Origin of the sequence: Clostridium fessum, assembly GCF_027698965.1 — a bacterium.
Lineage (GTDB): Bacteria > Bacillota > Clostridia > Lachnospirales > Lachnospiraceae > Otoolea > Otoolea fessa.
The window spans coordinates 272,584-289,977 of record NZ_JAQEQF010000001.1 but is presented as its reverse complement, the minus strand read 5'-3'; the positions used below and the strand labels follow the sequence as shown (position 1 = coordinate 289,977).

Below are 17,394 nucleotides of genomic sequence, written 5' to 3'. Positions count from 1 at the left end.
ACAGAAACGGAGATCAGAATGACGGAATATGGAACTGGCTGTCTGGTTCGCTCACTTGCGGGCCACGACAAAGGCACTTATTATATTATAGTCAGAGAAGATGCACGCTACGTGTATCTGGCAGACGGACGCACTAAAACTGCCGCCAAGCCGAAACGCAAGAAGAGAAAGCACGTGCAGTTCTCCCACAAATGGGATGAGGCGCTGGCAGCCCAGTTTGCGGACGGCGCGGCAGTCCAGAATGAAGCGATCCGCTATTTCATTCAGAAATCATTGCAGGGAGGTATATAGAATGTCGAAAGCAGATGTAATTGAGATTGAGGGCGTAGTAGCAGAGAAGCTGCCGAACGCTATGTTTAAGGTAGAACTGGAAAACGGACACATCGTACTTGCTACGATCAGCGGAAAACTCCGTATGAACTACATCCGTATTCTGCCGGGCGATAAGGTTACAATGGAAATGTCGCCATACGATCTCTCTAAGGGAAGAATCATTTGGAGAGATAAATAAAGACCAATCCATTTTTCTCAATAAAAATATTGAGAGAAGTGTAAATTTCGCTTGCATTATAGGATTTTAAATGTTATAATGCTTTAGCGAACTTTGTTGAAGCATCAGGTAAGATCCGCCCTTTTGTCCTCTCACGGCAGAGGGATGGAACGAGTCTGTTGTACCTGTAAGTCCGACACAGGACTGCAATAGGTTATAAAAAATTGTATGTCCGAGATTGGACGGACTATTACGGAAAGGAGAATTGCTGTGAAGGTTAGATCATCGGTTAAACCAATTTGCGAAAAGTGCAAGATCATCAAGAGAAAAGGCAGTATCAGAGTAATCTGTGAGAATCCGAAGCACAAACAAAGACAGGGCTAATTTGATTTAGCATCTATTTTTTCGCGCGGCTTTCTATTATGAACCACTCGGATGAGTTGTTCAGTAGTTTAAGCAAATTTATACATTATCAACGAAGAAGTAAGAAAAACTAATGGAGGTGTACTACACACATGGCTCGTATTTCAGGTGTCGATTTACCAAGAGAGAAACGCGTAGAGATCGGCTTGACTTACATCTACGGTATCGGTAGAGCAAGTGCAGCCCGTATCCTGGCCGAAGCTGAAGTTAATCCTGACACTCGTGTTAAGGACTTAACTGACGATGAAGTTAAGAAGCTTGCGGCAATCATCGCTGACAGTCAGGTGGTTGAGGGTGATCTGAGAAGAGAGATCGCTATGAACATCAAGAGACTGCAGGAGATTGGATGCTACAGAGGCATCCGTCATAGAAAGAGCCTTCCGGTTCGTGGTCAGAAGACAAAGACCAACGCTAGAACTCGTAAGGGTCCGAGAAAGACAGTAGCAAACAAGAAAAAATAATTAAGTAACAAGGAAACTGAATCAGGTTAGGTTTAGCAACAGGATTCAATATTTGAGAAAGTAGGTTAGTTTAAAATGGCTAAAAAAGTGTCCACTGGCAAGAAAGTGACAAAAAAGCGTGTAAAGAAAAACGTTGAACGCGGACAGGCGCACATCCAGTCATCTTTTAATAACACAATCGTTACTTTAACAGATGCACAGGGTAATGCCTTATCATGGGCAAGTGCAGGCGGTCTGGGATTTAGAGGTTCAAGGAAATCTACTCCATATGCAGCTCAGATGGCTGCAGAAACTGCAACGAAGGCAGCTCTTATCCATGGCTTAAAGTCTGTAGACGTTATGGTAAAAGGTCCGGGATCTGGTCGTGAAGCAGCAATCCGTGCTCTTCAGGCATGTGGTCTGGAAGTAACAAGCATTAAGGACGTAACTCCGGTTCCGCATAACGGATGCCGTCCGCCGAAACGTAGAAGAGTCTAATTAGGAGGTGCAAGTAAAGTGGCAGTAGATAGAGTTCCTGTACTTAAAAGATGTAGATCTCTTGACCTTGATCCGGTTTATTTAGGAATCGACAAGAAATCAACGAGAAAATTAACGAGAGCCAACAGAAAGATGAGCGAGTATGCACTCCAGCTGAGAGAGAAGCAGAAAGCAAAATTCATCTACGGTGTGTTAGAGAAACCGTTTAGAAATTACTATGCAAAAGCATCCAGAATGAATGGTCAGGTCGGTGCTAACCTGATGATCCTTCTGGAGTGCCGTCTGGATAATGTATTATTCAGAATGGGCTTTGGCCGTACAAGAAAAGAGACACGTCAGATCGTAGATCACAAGCACGTTCTCGTAAACGGCAAGAGCGTAAACATCCCGTCCTACTTAGTTAAGGCTGGCGATGTAATCGAGATCAAAGAGAAGTACAAATCTTCACAGAGATATAAAGATATCGCTGAGGTAACCGGCGGAAGAATGGTACCGGCATGGCTGGAAGTTGACGCTGAGAACCTGAAAGGTACTGTTAAAGAGTTACCGAGCAGAGACGAAATTGACGTTCCTGTAAACGAGGTGCTTATCGTCGAGCTGTACTCCAAATAATAATTATTATCATTATGTTAGTCTTGAATCTCCCTTGTACCTGTTCATGCAGCTGCCTGGGAGATTCCGAGGCTACAAGAGTATGGCAGACCCTCAAAAATGTTCCCAAAAGGAGGGGCTATCGTGTTCGATTTTGAAAAACCAAAAATTGAAATTGCTGAGATTTCCGAAGACAAAAGATATGGCAAGTTTGTGGTTGAGCCGCTTGAGAGAGGCTATGGTACCACTTTAGGTAATTCTTTAAGAAGAATTATGCTTTCTTCATTGCCTGGTGCAGCAGTAAGTCAAGTGAAAATCGACGGCGTTTTACATGAGTTCAGTTCTATCCCGGGTGTGAAAGAGGATGTAACTGAGATCATCATGAACATCAAGAGTCTGGCGATCAAAAACAGCAGCGAGACCAATGAGCCGAAGACTGCGTACATCGAGTTCGAGGGCGAAGGCGTCATCACAGCAGCTGACATTCACGCTGATTCTGACATTGAGATTTTGAATCCGGAACAGACCATCGCTACATTAAGCGGCGGCGCGGACAGCAAATTCTACATGGAGCTGACGATCACGAAGGGCCGCGGCTACATCAGCGCAGACAAGAACAAGAGCGAAGACCTCCCAATCGGAGTTCTGGCTGTTGATTCTATCTACACACCGGTGGAGCGTGTCAATATGACCGTTGAGAACACCCGTGTGGGTCAGGTGACAGACTATGATAAGCTGACATTAGATGTATACACAAATGGAACGCTGGCACCAGACGAAGCTGTCAGCCTGGCAGCAAAGGTTCTGAGCGAGCATCTGAACCTCTTCATCGACCTTTCCGAGAATGCTAAGACCGCAGAGGTTATGGTAGAGAAGGAAGACAACGAGAAAGAGAAAGTGCTTGAGATGAACATCGACGAGCTGGAGTTATCCGTTCGTTCTTACAACTGTTTAAAGAGAGCCGGAATCAATACAGTGGAGGAGCTGTGCAACCGTACACCGGAGGATATGATGAAAGTCAGAAACCTGGGTCGCAAATCCCTGGAAGAGGTTCTTGCAAAACTGAAAGAATTAGGTCTTCAGCTTAATCCGAGCGAAGAGGCTTAAGATACCGCGTGGGTGGACGTGCTTTGCAGTGCGTTCTTTTCATGCAGATACGGGGACGGGTAAGTCCGAATGGCACAGGTCCCTGCATAACCATCAATCAATTATATTATATTTAGCAGGCATTCAGTAAGTCCAAAGGGCATGGAAGCCGGCTTCCGCAAATGGAGGAAATGAATCATGGCAGGATATAGAAAACTTGGAAGAACTTCCAGTCAGAGAAAAGCAATGCTGCGCAGCCTGGTAACCGCACTGTTATTCAACGGCAAGATCGTTACCACTGAGGCAAGAGCAAAAGAAGTGAAGAAGATCGCTGAGGGTCTGATCGCTCTGGCAGTAAAAGAGAAAGATAACTTCGAGACCGTTAAAGTTACCGCTAAGGTAGCTCGCAAAGACGAGAACGGCAAGAGAGTAAAAGAAGTTGTTGACGGCAAGAAAGTTACCGTTTACGACGAAGTAGAGAAAGAGATCAAGAAAGATAAAGCTTCCAGACTTCACGCTAGAAGACAGATGCTGAAGGTTCTCTACGATGTAACAGATGTTCCGACTGCAAGAGCAGGCAAGAAGAAAAACACGAAGAAGGTAGATATGCCGGCTAAGCTTTTTGATGAGCTTGCACCGAAGTATGCTAACCGCAATGGTGGTTACAGCCGTATCGTTAAGATCGGTCAGCGTAAGGGCGACGGCGCTATGGAAGTTCTGTTAGAGCTGGTATAATTTAGATAGATTCGTTTGTTTAAGTTGTATCAAATCTTCGTTCTTTTACGCAAGTTTTGAATCGCAAGATGATTTTATACCCCGGTTTGGGAGACAGAGAAATCTGTCTTCTGAGCCGGGTTTTTTGACGTTAGAATGGAATTTTTGTAACTGTTTACCATGAGAAAAAGCCAGGGTTTTAATTGAATGAAAAAAATAGAAAGAATGGCGCAAAAATAGCAGACTGAATTTTACGGTTTTCCGCATACTAGGATTAAACGATTTTATGGAACAATTTCTTGGATTCAAACAGAGTGTACATCTGCATTTCGTTGAAATTCGCCGCAGGGCGGAATCTACGGAACGGGGGAAGTACATAGGAGTAGAAGGAGGAAAAAACGTGCGAAAAAACCCTAGTATGTGGAAAACAACAAGTCGGAAGGAAAAACTTCGCCGTGTTCTGCTGGTAATCTTTGGTGCGGGGGTCATTGTGCTTGCCGGCATGTCTTATCAATATGTGAAGAACGCGGTTCCCGACCGCATCAATGTGGTGGTGGACCGGCAGGAGCAAGTTCGCTTTGGCCTGCCGTTTCAGGCATTGCTGAAAAGTGAGAGCGAGGAGGTGCTTTTAAACGGAAGCTCTAAAATTCCGTCCGACCAGATCCATCTGCAGCTTAACCAGCCCTTTTCCATCTATTCCGAACAGGAGGGAACGTACCGTTTAAGTCTCAAACTCTTTGGAATATGGAAATTAAAGGATATCGAGGTAGATGTGTCGGACGTCCAGTATGCGGTTCCCTGCGGGCTGCCGGTGGGTATTTACATGAAATCCGATGGACTGATGGTGATCGGAACCGGAAAGGTGACGGCACAGACGGGAGAAGTGATGGATCCGGCGGACGGAATCCTGCGTTCTGGAGACTATATCGAGGCAATCAACGGGACGCCGGCGACGGACAAGAAAGATATGATACAGGCGGTCAAGGAAGCGGGAAATATGGCTCTGACACTTTCGGTGCGCCGCGAGGGAGAGACGATGGATGTACAGATGACGCCGGTACAGACGCAGGAGGGAGACTATAAGCTGGGGCTGTGGATCCGCGACGATACGCAGGGCATCGGTACGATGACCTATGTATGTGCTAACGGCGCGTTTGGAGCGCTGGGACACGGTATCAGCGACGGCGACACGGGACTTCTGGTGCAGACCTCCGGCGGCGAACTATACGATACGGAGATTCTGGGCGTGGAGAAGGGAAGTTTCGGAAAGCCGGGCGTGATGTCGGGCGTTATTTACTATGGAAATCAGTCGCGGCTGGGAAGTGTGGAGGCCAATACGGATCAGGGTATTTTCGGGACGGCAAATCCGCGCTTTTTAAGCCGGGTAAAGAACCCTGCAATTCCGATCGGTTACCGTCAGGAGGTCAAAAAAGGCCGTGCCTGCATCCGCAGCAGCGTGTCCGGGGAATTGAAAGACTACGAGATTGAGATTCAGAAAATAGACCACTCCTCCAACCGCCATAACAAGGACATGGTCATTCGCGTAACCGATCCGGAACTTCTGTCCCTGACCGGCGGGATCGTCCAGGGCATGAGCGGCAGCCCCATCATCCAGAACGGAAAACTCATCGGAGCAGTTACGCACGTTTTTATTCAGGATTCGACGCGTGGGTATGGGATTTTTGCGGAGAATATGCTGGAAGCGGCTGAAAACAGCATAAATTAAGCAAAAACAAAGAAGCACTCATCCGGGATGTTTGTCCCTTATGTGAGTGCTTCTTTTTTATAGTAAGTCCCAAAAGCAGGATTAAATTAAGACGTCAAAAGGGGAGGTGATTCCTCGCCCTTTGATGTGTTTTAAAAATGCAAATTGTTAATACTGTTAATAGCGTTAGAGGTTATTTTACGAAGATTGGGTTCGTTAAGAGCTTCGTTTGCAAGGCTTTTTAGTTCTATAATACCTTTTTCTGTAATAGACCAGTTGTTACGAATTCCTGATATAAACAAACCGTCTTGTGCTAAATGCTTTCTAACAAACGCAAGATCGTTTCGCCATACAAGTTCGTTCCGGTTATGTTTTGTTTCTAAATCATGTTGATCAAAGGTCATCCAATGATTATCTTCAATATAATCCAAAACATTATTTTTTGTGACATTTGTTCTTAAATAATAAGAACTTAACAAGAGTAATAAACGTTTTTCATTTTCCAAAGACATCATATGCATATTCACCTCACATTTTTTAATTATATCATCCAAAAATAATAATACAAGCTATATTACTTTTTATTGTTGTCCATAATGACAATCACTCGTGAGCGGCAGCCCCATCATCCAGAACGGAAAACTCATCGGAGCAGTTACGCACGTTTTTATTCAGGATTCGACGCGTGGGTATGGGATTCTGGTGGAGAATATGCTGGGACATTGAATCTGGATGCAAAGTAACTGTTTACGGGTGGGAATTTTCTGAACTTAAAATTCCATATGATACAGTTCTGGCAGCAGATTTTGCCGATTTTGAATGCGCAGCATCGGCAAAATCCTGTTGCTGGGCACACGTGTGTGAACAGTAACATGCAAAGTACAAAGTTTTTGCTCTCTTTATTGACAGGATATAAAAAAAGCGTATATAATAGAGCAAATTACATATTTGGCAAAACAGTTGAAAAGCTGCGACGCAAAGCTATAGGGCCTGTAAAATGGCAGCCAGTTGCATTAACACGATAACAGAGTATGTTATAGTTGTATGGCTATGGCGTAACTCTGTTTTTTTATAGGAATTTATCGAAACTTGATCTGCAAAGATGGAATTTTCATGTTCAGAAACCGGTCGTGGAGGCTTTTTAATTGCGTGTATTTTGTGTGTCTTTCGACCGGAATCGGTAAAACGTGGTGATAAGGGATCGTTAGATAGGCGTATGGCGGCTGGGCGGTAGAAGGTTTATAGCGGAATCTTAACAGATACGGTTAGCTACAATACATGCTTATATATAGTTTGCATCTTGTGTAATTTATTTTGCATCAAAAGAATTGATAGACAAAATGAGCGTTGAGTGTCGAACTGCGCGATCAAAACGAGTTGAAACTTGTTAAAAAAAGAATTTATAATTATTTTAATCATCACAGGTGCCGAGGAGGAGAATATTATGGCAGAAATGAAGATTGCGATCGCAGAGGATAATCGTCAGGCATTGGATATGCTTGGAAATATACTGGAAAGTGATAAGGAGATTCAGGTGGTCGGAAAAGCGGAAAACGGAACCGATGCCTATAATATGATCGTAAAGACAAAGCCGGATATTGTATTTCTGGACGTAGTGATGCCGGGAATGGATGGAATTTCGGTTATGGAGCGCATCAAGACAAATCAAGACTGTTCAGCTGACACTTCCTTTGTTATGATTACAGCTGCGAGCAGCGAGAATCTGACAGCGGATGCTTTTCGGATGGGCGCCTGTTATTACATAGTAAAGCCATTTTCGAAGGAGGCGGTTTTAGACAAGGTACATCGCCTGAAGAATTACAGGAACCGCGCTTCGACCCTGGCGGGCAACCGGAAGGTGGAGCCGTATATGGTGTCGGCGGAATATGAAAGACAGAATCTGGAGAGCGATGTGACGCAGATTCTGCATGAGATTGGGATTCCGGCTCATATTAAGGGATATCAGTACCTGCGGGATGCGATTATTTTGTCAGTCAGTGATAAAGAAATGCTCGGTTCTGTGACGAAAATCCTGTACCCGACCATCGCCAAGAAGCGCCAGACCACTTCAAGCCGTGTCGAGCGGGCAATCCGCCACGCGATTGAGGTCGCATGGAGCCGCGGCAAGATGGACACGATCAACGATCTATTTGGATATACCGTCAGCACAGGGAAAGGAAAGCCGACCAATTCGGAATTTATCGCATTGATTGTTGATAAGATTTGCCTGGATTATAAGCGGGATGTATAAAATCGTGCGGTGCTTTTTGGAGTCGAAAGTGCTGTAAGCCTTTTTAACGTTACTGTTCATGGGTAGGCACTTTTGGAACCGAAAGTGCCGTAAGAAAACGTGGTGGCAGCAGGAATTTGCCGTATTTAAATGCGAAGCCACGGCAAATTCCGTTACTGGGCACGTATGCGTGAACAGTAACTTTTTAACACGATTGTAACACATTTATGAAAGTGACTGATTGCATGGGTAAATGTGTGTATGATAAGATAAAGGGGAAATAAAAGATGCAGGACTGAAAAACTGCCCCTGTATAAAACAGCTGGACAGAGAGGTCAGGAAAGCAGCTAAAAGAACGGAGAATTGCCTATGAAAAAAAAAGTACCGGCGTACAATGGAACCCTGCGGGATCACACGATTATGTGTCCGTATTGTATCAGTGAATGTTCAGGAATCCGCATCTTTGGAAAGCGTATCAAATCGATCGCCTTCTCAACGGATGTGGCAATCATCAAAAATATCAACGCGGATGCGATCATCGCAGTTTATCCGTTTACTCCGCAGGCAGCTATCTCACAGTCGATCATCAGCATCTCGGATGTGCCGGTGTTTGTCGGGGTCGGCGGCGGTCTGACCGGAGGAAAGCGTTCCGTCCGTCTGGCGCTTCAGGCAGAACATCAGGGAGCCTACGGTGTAGTGGTCAATGCGCCGATCGCGGATGAGGTCATCACGGAGATCAAGCGGGTGGTTGACATTCCGGTCATTGCGACGATTGCTTCGGTTCACACGGATGTCCGCCGCAAACTGGAGGCGGGAGCCGATATTTTAAATGTATCAGGCGCTGCCGCCACCGCATCGATGGTAGCCGAGATCCGGAAGGAGTATCCGGACGTTGCCATTATCGCGACCGGAGGACCGACTAACGAATCGATTTTGGAGACGATCGAGGCAGGAGCCAATGCGATCACCTACACGCCGCCGTCCAACGGCGAGCTGTTTGCGCGGACGATGAAGAAATACAGGGAGATCAATCCCTGATTATACAAAAGGCGGGGCCGAAGAGAAAACATAATTTTCTTTTCGGCTCCGCCTTTTATTTTATGCGGTAAAATTTATAATTCATCCGGTACTATGCAAAATATCCAATTCAGAAAATACAGTCTGCAAATCGGAACTATTTGTCATATATTTCCCGATTTTTTTCTCTGTCGCCTACTTTCTAATTCCCTGATTCTATTGTATAATAATTTTAATAGGGTGCCAGATCGCGAGCGGGCACGGTTGGGAGGTAGTAGCTATGAAGAATATTCTGTTTATTGCATCGGAGGCGGTTCCATTTATCAAAACAGGAGGTTTGGCAGACGTTGTCGGATCCCTTCCAAAATGTTTTGATAAGCAGTATTTTGATGTGCGTGTCATGATCCCGAAGTATCTGTGCATCAAAGAGTCATTCCGCAATGAAATGAAGTATGTGAACCATTTTTATATGGATTATCTGGGACAGAACCGGTATGTGGGCATCCTGGAATATGAATATGAGGGCGTGACCTTCTATTTTATTGATAATGAGAGTTATTTCTGGGGTGACCGCCCGTATGGGGACTGGTATTACGATCTGGAGAAGTTTTCCTTCTTCTGCAAGGCGGCTCTCTCATCCCTGCCGGTGATCGGCTTCAAGCCGGATGTCATCCACTGCCACGACTGGCAGACGGGACTTATCCCGGTGCATCTCAAGGACAAATTCCACGGCGGCGAGTTCTTCCGGGATATCAAGTCCGTCATGACGATCCACAACCTGAAATTCCAGGGTGTGTGGGATGTGAAGACAATCCAGCATTTCTCTGAGCTGCCGGACTACTATTTTACACCGGATAAGCTGGAAGCTTACAAAGACGGCAATATGTTAAAAGGCGGCATCGTATACGCGGATGCGATCACGACGGTCAGCAACACCTACGCGGAGGAGATTAAGACTCCGTTCTACGGCGAGGGACTGGACGGTCTGATGCGTGCGAGAAGCAACAGTCTGCGCGGTATCTTAAATGGTATTGATTACGATGAATTTAATCCGGAGACAGATAAACGGATCGTACAAAATTATAACGCAAAGACATTCCGCAAGGAGAAATCCAAGAATAAAAAGGCGCTGCAGGCGGAGCTGGGACTGGCGCAGGACGAGAAAAAGTTCATGATCGGTATCGTCTCCCGTCTGACCGACCAGAAGGGACTTGACCTGGTACAGTGTGTGATGGATGAGATCTGTACGGAAGATGTACAGCTGGTTGTGCTGGGAACCGGAGATGAACGGTATGAAAATATGTTCCGCCACTATGACTGGAAGTACAATGATCGTGTTTCCGCTAATATTTATTATTCGGAAGATATGTCGCATAAGGTATATGCAGCCTGTGACGCATTCCTGATGCCGTCGCTGTTTGAACCATGTGGGCTGAGCCAGCTCATGGCGCTTCGCTACGGAACCGTGCCGATCGTTCGTGAGACGGGTGGTCTCAAGGATACTGTATGGCCATACAATGAATACGATGGAACCGGAACAGGATTTTCCTTTGCTAACTACAATGCACATGAGATGCTCGACTGCATCCGCTATGCAAAATACATCTATTATAATAAGAAGCGCGAGTGGAATAAGATTGTAGACCGCGGCATGGCGGCGGATTTTTCCTGGCAGACATCGGCTGGAAAATATCAGGAATTGTATGACTGGCTGATAGGATATTAATGACGGACCGAGTGATTTAGAGACAGCGGCATATGTGTGGAAGAAAACAGAGGAATTAAGATAGTACAGGAGAGAAACATGACTTTTTTTCAGGAATTGACATCAAACCAGACGCTGATGACCGGCGTGACCGGGTGGGTGGTCGCCCAGGTGCTCAAGACGATTCTGGACATCGGGCTGAACCATTCGTTCAACCCGGAGCGTCTGGTTGGCTCCGGCGGTATGCCGAGTTCCCACTCATCCACTGTATGTTCGCTGGCAACGGCGGCGGCGCTGCGGTACGGAGTGGGAAGCTTTGAATTTTCCATCAGCTTTATTCTGGCGATGGTTGTTATGTATGACGCGATCGGTGTCCGGCAGGAGACAGGAAAGCAGGCAAGAGTTCTGAACCGCCTTCTTTTCGATGATTTCCTCAAGCTGGACGGCGTGGTATTACAGGAAAAATTAAAGGAATACGTGGGGCATACGCCGATACAGGTAGCAGCAGGCGCGATTTTAGGCATTTTGATTGCATTTATTCTTGATCCGATGTTCATATAACGAACATCGGATCTTTTCATTTTGGCTGATAGATGGTATAAATATAAGGATAACGTGTATCTAAGCGTTAAATGAAACTGAGGAAATGAGAACAGAACAATGGAACAGAGAAGAGACATAGAAAATACCAAACCTGCCTGCCGGTTAATTCTGGCGAGTGCGTCTCCGCGCCGCAGGGAGCTTTTGGAGCGGATTGGGCTGAAACCGGAGATTCATCCGAGCACTTTGGAGGAAAAGCCGCTCTGTACGGAACCGGCGCAGGTTGTGATGGAACTGGCGGGACAGAAGGCGCGCGATGTGATGGCGCAGGTGCGTGAGGAGGCGCGGACGACGGGAATCCCATTTTCCGGGATTATCATTGGTTCCGATACCGTTGTCAGTGTGGATGACGAGATTTTAGGAAAACCGGCGGATCGGGATGAGGCGCTTGAGATGATCGGACGGATCCAGGGGCGCAGCCACCGTGTATACACGGGCGTGGCGATCCTGACTGAGGATCGGGAGAGCTGCTTTGCGGTTGAGACGCGGGTGGATGTATATCCGATGAGCGATGCGGAGATCGAGGCGTATGTAGACTGCGGCGAGTCGATGGACAAGGCGGGCGCATACGGCATTCAGGGAAGCTTTGCCGCGCATATCCGCGGAATCGACGGTTCTTACACGAATGTGATGGGGCTGCCGGTCGGAAGACTCTATCAGGAATTGAAGCGGATCTGCCCGGAGAAGATAGAGGATCTGCTCAAGCATACGGTCTGAGGTGGATGGCGGATGGAAAGAAAGTTACTGTTCACGGGTAGGCACTTTTGGGACCGAAAGTGCCGTAAGAAAACGTGGTGGCAGATCGTGAACCAGAGTGGAAGGATTGACAGAACGCAGCGCTGCTGGTCATATGTGTGAACAGTATTCAAGTCGAACGTCCGTGAGACTTGGCGCGTGATTCTGGTCAGCGTAAGCTGACATATTCTTTACAGAATCACTGCGCATCCTCGCGGAGCGTTTATCTCAGTCGGAGACCCAACTCCCACTGAGACAAATTTGCTATTACTCACCACCTGAAGAGGTGGGAGTCTTCTCGACTGAGATAAATCAGCCGCTCAGAGAGAATATGTGACAGGAATTGCTAAAATATGCAGGAGAAAAGGAGTATCCATGCAGAAACAGAAAAGGAAGACAAACCATATCCACCGGGCGGCGTGTGCCCTGCTTGCGGGGCTGGCGCTCAGCCTGGGGCTTTTGACTGGATGCGGCTCGGACGGCAGCACGATCGTGGTGGGAAAGAAGAATGAAAAGGGTTATTCCCGCGCGGAAGTGATGGTGATCGCCATGACGGAGAAAAAACGCTATGAGGAGGTCTGTACGGATCAGATCTGGGGCGTTTCAGTTGGAGAAAAGGGCGATGATTTTGAAACGTATCTAAAAAAACAGATCCGTTCGTTTATGGATGAGCTGAAAATCATGAACCTGCTGGCAGCCGACCGGGGGATTTCCCTGACTTCAGAGGAGCGGGCGGCGATGGACCGGGCAGCAGCCGAGTATTTTGGGCGTCTGCCGCAGTCGGCGATTGACTCGATGGGCGTGACAGAGGCGGATGTCCAGCATATCTATGAGGATTATGGTCTGGCGGAGAAGCTGGCGGGACAGCTCACGGACAATGTGGCGCTGGAGGTCAGCGACAGTGAGGCAAAGGTGATCCATGTTAGTCAGATAAAGACATCGGATGAGAGCGAGGCAGACGCCTTCCAGCGGGCGGCATCGCAGGAAGATGCCGATTTCCAGTCCTGTGCCGAGGAGGCGGGGCTGACGGTGAGTGACCGGGTGCTGGGGCGCGGCGATGAGTCGGATGCCTATGAGAAAGAGGCATTTTCCCTTGCCGAGGGCACAGTCAGCCAGGTGATCCATGCGGACGACGCGTACTATGTGCTCAAATGTACGGACGATTACGACGAGGACGAGACGGCGGCGCGCAAGGAGCGCATCTACGAGGAGCGGAAAAAACGCGCCTTTCAGGAGATCTACGACCGGTTCAGCAATACGATCTCCGTTTCTTACAGCAGCGGGCTCTGGGACAGTCTGGATCTGACCTCGGAGTTCGAGAAAAATGACGCGGATTTCTTTGAGATTTACGCAGAATATGCGATCAAATAGGTAGTCTGTACCTGGGGCGGGCAGACAAAAGTAAACTTATTTTTAAAAAAGGATAACAATTCGGAACAACCGCTTGACTACCGGGGAAAATTCTTCTACAATGAACGGTAATGTCCGGTCAGGCGGACATACTGTGGAGGAAAAATACATGAATATCATAAAAGCGGTCAATCTTGTATTTGATTATATAAGACGCGATGAAGAGGGGCAGGTAGAGGAAGTAAAGCGCGCCCTGGATCATGTGAATCTGGAGATTGAGAAAGGCAGCTTTGTGGCAATCCTGGGACACAATGGTTCCGGCAAGTCCACATTTGCCAAGCAGATCAATGGCATTTTGAGCCCGACTGACGGTACGCTTTTTGTATCGGAGATGGATACGAGGGACGAGGCGCATCTGTGGGATATCCGCAAAAATGCGGGCATGGTCTTTCAGAACCCGGATAACCAGATCATAGGAAATATAGTGGAAGAGGACGTCGGATTCGGTCCGGAAAATATCGGAGTTCCGACCGAGGAGATCTGGAAGCGAGTGGATGAGAGCTTAAAGGCAGTCGGGATGACGATGTACCGCAAGCAGTCCCCGAACCATCTGTCCGGCGGACAGAAGCAGCGTGTGGCGATCGCGGGCGTCATGGCGATGAAACCAGAATGTATCGTGCTCGATGAGCCGACGGCGATGCTCGATCCGAACGGACGCAAGGAGGTTATCCGCACCGTCCATGAGTTAAACCGGGTGGAAGGAATCACGATGGTGCTGATCACCCATTATATGGAAGAGGTGGTCGATGCAGACCGCGTGATCGTCATGGATGACGGTCATATCGTGATGGACGGCACGCCGAAGGAGATTTTCTCCCGCGTGGAGGAACTAAAACAATACCGGATGGATGTGCCGCAGGTGACGGAGCTTGCGTGGGAGCTTAAGAAAAAGGGAATTCCGCTTCCAGATGGAATCCTTCGTAAATCGGAGCTTCTGGACGCACTGGTACCGCTTTTGAAAGAGGAATAGAGATGGCAATACAGGTAGAAGATTTGTGCTACACCTACGGCGAGGGCACGGCGTTAGAGCGCCAGGCATTAAAGCACGTGAGTTTTGAGATTCAGGACGGCGAATTTGTCGGTCTGATTGGTCACACTGGATCGGGAAAATCAACCCTGATCCAGCATTTAAACGGTCTGATCAAGCCGACCAGCGGCGACATTAAGTATCAGGGTGTCAGCATTTACAGCCAGGGTTATAAATTAAAGGATCTGCGGAGTAAAGTGGGGCTGGTGTTCCAGTATCCGGAGTACCAGCTCTTTGAGGCAGATATTTTTACAGACGTCTGTTTCGGACCGAAAAATCTGGGGCTTCCGCAGGAAGAGGTGGAAAAACGTGCCCGCCATGCCTTAAAGCTGGTCGGCATGGATGAAAAATTTTATAAGCAGTCCCCGTTTGAACTTTCCGGCGGACAGAAACGCCGCGTCGCGATCGCGGGTGTACTGGCGATGCGTCCGGAGATGATGATCCTCGACGAGCCGACGGCGGGACTCGATCCGCAGGGGCGCGATGAGATTTTAGGTCAGATCGAGCGCCTGAACCGGGAGCACGGGCTGACGATTTTGGTGGTTTCCCACAGCATGGAGGACATGGCGCGCTACGTGGACCGCATCATGGTCATGAACGACGGCGTGAAGATGTTTGACGATACGCCGAAGGAGGTATTCCGCCATTACAAGGAGTTAGAGGCGATCGGTCTTGCCGCGCCGCAGATCACTTATGTGGTGCAGGGACTTCGGGAGCGCGGGATTCCGATCGACGACACGATCACGACGGTAGAAGAGGCGCGGGAGGCGATTCTGGCGCTGTATAACAAGCGGAGGGAGAAACAATGATACGGGATATCACAATCGGACAGTATTATCCGGTCGAATCAGTGGTTCACCGGCTGGATCCGCGTACCAAGCTGTTTGGAACGCTGATCTACATTATTTCATTATTTTTCGCGGACAACCTGCTCTGCTATGCAGTGGCAACCGTATTTCTGGCGATGGCGGTCCGCACCTCACGCGTACCATTTAAATTTATCGTGCGAGGACTCAAGGCGATCGTGTTCCTGTTACTTATCAGTATCAGCTTTAATCTGTTTCTGACAAATGGACGGGTGATTTTTCAGATAGGATTCTTAAAAGTGACGCATGAGGGCTTGCGGCTGGCAGTTTTCATGGGTCTGCGCCTGATGTATCTGGTGATTGGTTCCTCTGTCATGACGCTGACGACGACCCCGAACCAGCTTACGGACGGCTTGGAGCGGAGTCTGGGATGCTTGAACCGTCTCCATGTGCCGGTGCATGAGATCTCGATGATGATGTCCATCGCACTGCGCTTTATCCCGATTCTGATTGAGGAGACGGATAAGATCATGAAGGCACAGATGGCGAGAGGCGCTGATTTTGAATCTGGCAATCTCGTACAGCGGGCAAAGAGCATGATCCCGATTCTGGTACCACTTTTCGTATCGGCGTTCCGCCGCGCGACGGATCTGGCGATGGCGATGGAGGCGCGCTGCTACCGGGGCGGAAGTGGGCGCACGAAGATGAAGCCGCTGCATTATGAGAGGAGAGACCGGATTACCTACTTGATTCTTCTGGCTTATCTGGGAATTGTGATTGTACTGCGGATCGTTTTTTAGCGAAAAAGGGGTTACTGTCCGCGGGTAGGCACTTTTGGAACCGAAAGAGAGGTGCATAGGCTGTGCAAGCTGTGTGCCTCTTGATTTTTGTATTTTGGTTAGTTACAGCTAACATAAGGTGGAATGGAGAACAACAGAAGGAGGACTTCAATGGAATTAAAACAGCTTGAATATTTTATGGTTGCCTGTGAAAAAGGTAGTTTTAATCAGGCAGCAGAATGCCTATACACATCCCAACCGAATGTCAGCAAGGTGATCGGGATGCTGGAACAGGAGCTGGGGCGTGCGTTATTTGAGCGGACAAGCAGAGGGCTCAGGGTTACCCCATATGGAGAAACGGTCCGGGAGTATGCACACAATATTTTAAATCATGTGAGTCTTATTAACTCGCTGGCAGAAGATACGCAGGAACGGAAATTTACCGTTTCTACCTACCCGAGCAACATGATTGCGAGGCTTCTGACAGATTTTTATAAGAAATATGGCTGCGAGTGCCAGATTTCCCACCGGGAGGGCAGTGTGGAGGAGATTAGTGATCAGGTATCCCAGGGAATTTCGGAGTTGGGGATTGTGTATGTAGCACAGAAACAGGTTCCGGCATTCCGGCATATTTTGTCCCACAAAAAATTGTCTTTTCAGGAACTGGATGTCAAACCTGCCTGTGTTTATGTGGGACCAAATCATCCGCGTTATGAGGATGAGAGTATCGATTTTACCGAGCTTCCGCAGTTAAAATTCGTCAGCGGAATCCGGGATTTTTTCTCAATGGAGCATCATTTAAACCATGTGAGCCTGGGAGCGATCAGCACGGATATGCTGAATACGGTTGTACATACCAATAGCGATCATATGACAATGAATCTCCTGATGCAGAGCGATATCTGCAGCCTGGGAATTGATTTTTTATATGAGGATTATAAACAATATCCAATCCGTAATCTGAAGATCCGGAATAGTGAACCATTTCTGGTAATCGGATATATTTACCAGAATGAAGAAAAGCTGAGTGCGGAGGCAGCGTGGTTTTTAGAACATTTCAAAAAAATGCTTTAATTGTTTAGATATAACAAATCGTTATAGCAATCCCCCTGTAAAACGATAGTGGTTAGTTGCGCGT

Annotated in this window: 20 protein-coding genes, 1 pseudogene and 1 riboswitch; of the genes and pseudogenes, 20 read left to right on the top strand and 1 reads right to left on the bottom strand. The window is 47.6% G+C overall.

Features of this window, described 5'->3' with window-relative positions; translation table 11 throughout:
• The first annotated feature begins 18 nt into the window (after window positions 1-18).
• From PG862_RS01395 to spoIVB, 9 genes are all read left to right on the top strand, one after another.
• Complete coding sequence (locus PG862_RS01395; protein WP_270706237.1) at window positions 19-291, top strand: hypothetical protein; 273 nt, start codon at window positions 19-21, stop codon at window positions 289-291.
• Between the two features lies 1 nt (window position 292).
• The gene (gene infA / locus PG862_RS01390) at window positions 293-511 is read left to right on the top strand and encodes a translation initiation factor IF-1 (protein ID WP_022360552.1); all 219 of its coding nucleotides are present in this window, start codon (window positions 293-295) and stop codon (window positions 509-511) included.
• Between the two features lie 249 nt (window positions 512-760).
• Complete coding sequence (rpmJ, locus tag PG862_RS01385; protein WP_003497809.1) at window positions 761-874, top strand: 50S ribosomal protein L36; 114 nt, start codon at window positions 761-763, stop codon at window positions 872-874.
• A 131-nt stretch (window positions 875-1,005) separates the two neighbouring features.
• The gene (rpsM, locus tag PG862_RS01380; protein WP_022360551.1) at window positions 1,006-1,374 is read left to right on the top strand and encodes a 30S ribosomal protein S13; all 369 of its coding nucleotides are present in this window, start codon (window positions 1,006-1,008) and stop codon (window positions 1,372-1,374) included.
• A gap of 75 nt (window positions 1,375-1,449) precedes the next feature.
• Window positions 1,450-1,851 carry a 30S ribosomal protein S11 gene (gene rpsK / locus PG862_RS01375; RefSeq protein WP_022360550.1) on the top strand — a complete coding sequence of 134 codons (402 nt, stop codon included), beginning with the start codon at window positions 1,450-1,452 and terminating at the stop codon, window positions 1,849-1,851.
• Between the two features lie 18 nt (window positions 1,852-1,869).
• Window positions 1,870-2,463 (top strand): 30S ribosomal protein S4, encoded by a 594-nt coding sequence (rpsD, locus tag PG862_RS01370; RefSeq protein ID WP_107000789.1) that lies wholly within the window; start codon window positions 1,870-1,872, stop codon window positions 2,461-2,463.
• 123 nt (window positions 2,464-2,586) lie between these two features.
• Complete coding sequence (locus PG862_RS01365; RefSeq protein ID WP_270706235.1) at window positions 2,587-3,549, top strand: DNA-directed RNA polymerase subunit alpha; 963 nt, start codon at window positions 2,587-2,589, stop codon at window positions 3,547-3,549.
• Window positions 3,550-3,726: 177 nt separating this feature from the next.
• Complete coding sequence (locus tag PG862_RS01360; protein WP_022360547.1) at window positions 3,727-4,263, top strand: bL17 family ribosomal protein; 537 nt, start codon at window positions 3,727-3,729, stop codon at window positions 4,261-4,263.
• Window positions 4,264-4,642: 379 nt separating this feature from the next.
• On the top strand, window positions 4,643-5,968 hold the full coding sequence (gene spoIVB, locus PG862_RS01355) for a SpoIVB peptidase (protein ID WP_333563178.1): 1,326 nt from the start codon (window positions 4,643-4,645) through the stop codon (window positions 5,966-5,968).
• Between the two features lie 131 nt (window positions 5,969-6,099).
• Here the strand turns inward: spoIVB and PG862_RS01350 are convergent, their stop codons facing one another.
• A complete protein-coding gene (locus PG862_RS01350; RefSeq protein WP_182457230.1) occupies window positions 6,100-6,462 on the bottom strand; it encodes a winged helix-turn-helix domain-containing protein in 363 nt (120 codons plus the stop codon).
• Window positions 6,463-6,556: 94 nt separating this feature from the next.
• Between PG862_RS01350 and PG862_RS01345 the strand changes: the two are divergent.
• The 11 genes and pseudogenes from PG862_RS01345 to PG862_RS01295 all read left to right on the top strand — a co-directional run.
• Window positions 6,557-6,673 (top strand): annotated as a pseudogene (locus PG862_RS01345) (SpoIVB peptidase S55 domain-containing protein); the annotation flags it as partial.
• Window positions 6,674-6,887: 214 nt separating this feature from the next.
• Window positions 6,888-6,963, top strand: a riboswitch (cyclic di-GMP riboswitch).
• Between the two features lie 428 nt (window positions 6,964-7,391).
• On the top strand, window positions 7,392-8,198 hold the full coding sequence (spo0A, locus tag PG862_RS01340) for a sporulation transcription factor Spo0A (protein WP_117796494.1): 807 nt from the start codon (window positions 7,392-7,394) through the stop codon (window positions 8,196-8,198).
• A 348-nt stretch (window positions 8,199-8,546) separates the two neighbouring features.
• Window positions 8,547-9,215, top strand: a complete 669-nt coding sequence (locus PG862_RS01335; RefSeq protein WP_117796493.1) for a hydrolase — start codon at window positions 8,547-8,549, stop codon at window positions 9,213-9,215.
• Between the two features lie 259 nt (window positions 9,216-9,474).
• Complete coding sequence (gene glgA / locus PG862_RS01330) at window positions 9,475-10,920, top strand: glycogen synthase GlgA (protein ID WP_022358456.1); 1,446 nt, start codon at window positions 9,475-9,477, stop codon at window positions 10,918-10,920.
• Between the two features lie 78 nt (window positions 10,921-10,998).
• Window positions 10,999-11,460 (top strand): divergent PAP2 family protein, encoded by a 462-nt coding sequence (locus PG862_RS01325; RefSeq protein WP_022358457.1) that lies wholly within the window; start codon window positions 10,999-11,001, stop codon window positions 11,458-11,460.
• Between the two features lie 99 nt (window positions 11,461-11,559).
• The gene (locus PG862_RS01320) at window positions 11,560-12,216 is read left to right on the top strand and encodes a Maf family protein (protein ID WP_118695759.1); all 657 of its coding nucleotides are present in this window, start codon (window positions 11,560-11,562) and stop codon (window positions 12,214-12,216) included.
• A 393-nt stretch (window positions 12,217-12,609) separates the two neighbouring features.
• A complete protein-coding gene (locus tag PG862_RS01315) occupies window positions 12,610-13,605 on the top strand; it encodes a peptidylprolyl isomerase (RefSeq protein ID WP_118471530.1) in 996 nt (331 codons plus the stop codon).
• Between the two features lie 148 nt (window positions 13,606-13,753).
• The gene (locus PG862_RS01310) at window positions 13,754-14,614 is read left to right on the top strand and encodes an energy-coupling factor transporter ATPase (RefSeq protein ID WP_107001012.1); all 861 of its coding nucleotides are present in this window, start codon (window positions 13,754-13,756) and stop codon (window positions 14,612-14,614) included.
• A 2-nt stretch (window positions 14,615-14,616) separates the two neighbouring features.
• A complete protein-coding gene (locus PG862_RS01305; RefSeq protein ID WP_107000782.1) occupies window positions 14,617-15,480 on the top strand; it encodes an energy-coupling factor transporter ATPase in 864 nt (287 codons plus the stop codon).
• Window positions 15,477-16,277, top strand: coding sequence for an energy-coupling factor transporter transmembrane component T family protein (locus PG862_RS01300; protein WP_117796488.1), 801 nt, complete (start codon window positions 15,477-15,479; stop codon window positions 16,275-16,277). Before PG862_RS01305 ends, PG862_RS01300 begins: the two co-directional genes overlap by 4 nt.
• A 150-nt stretch (window positions 16,278-16,427) precedes the next feature.
• Window positions 16,428-17,330, top strand: a complete 903-nt coding sequence (locus tag PG862_RS01295; protein WP_107000780.1) for a LysR family transcriptional regulator — start codon at window positions 16,428-16,430, stop codon at window positions 17,328-17,330.
• Window positions 17,331-17,394: the final 64 nt, after the last annotated feature.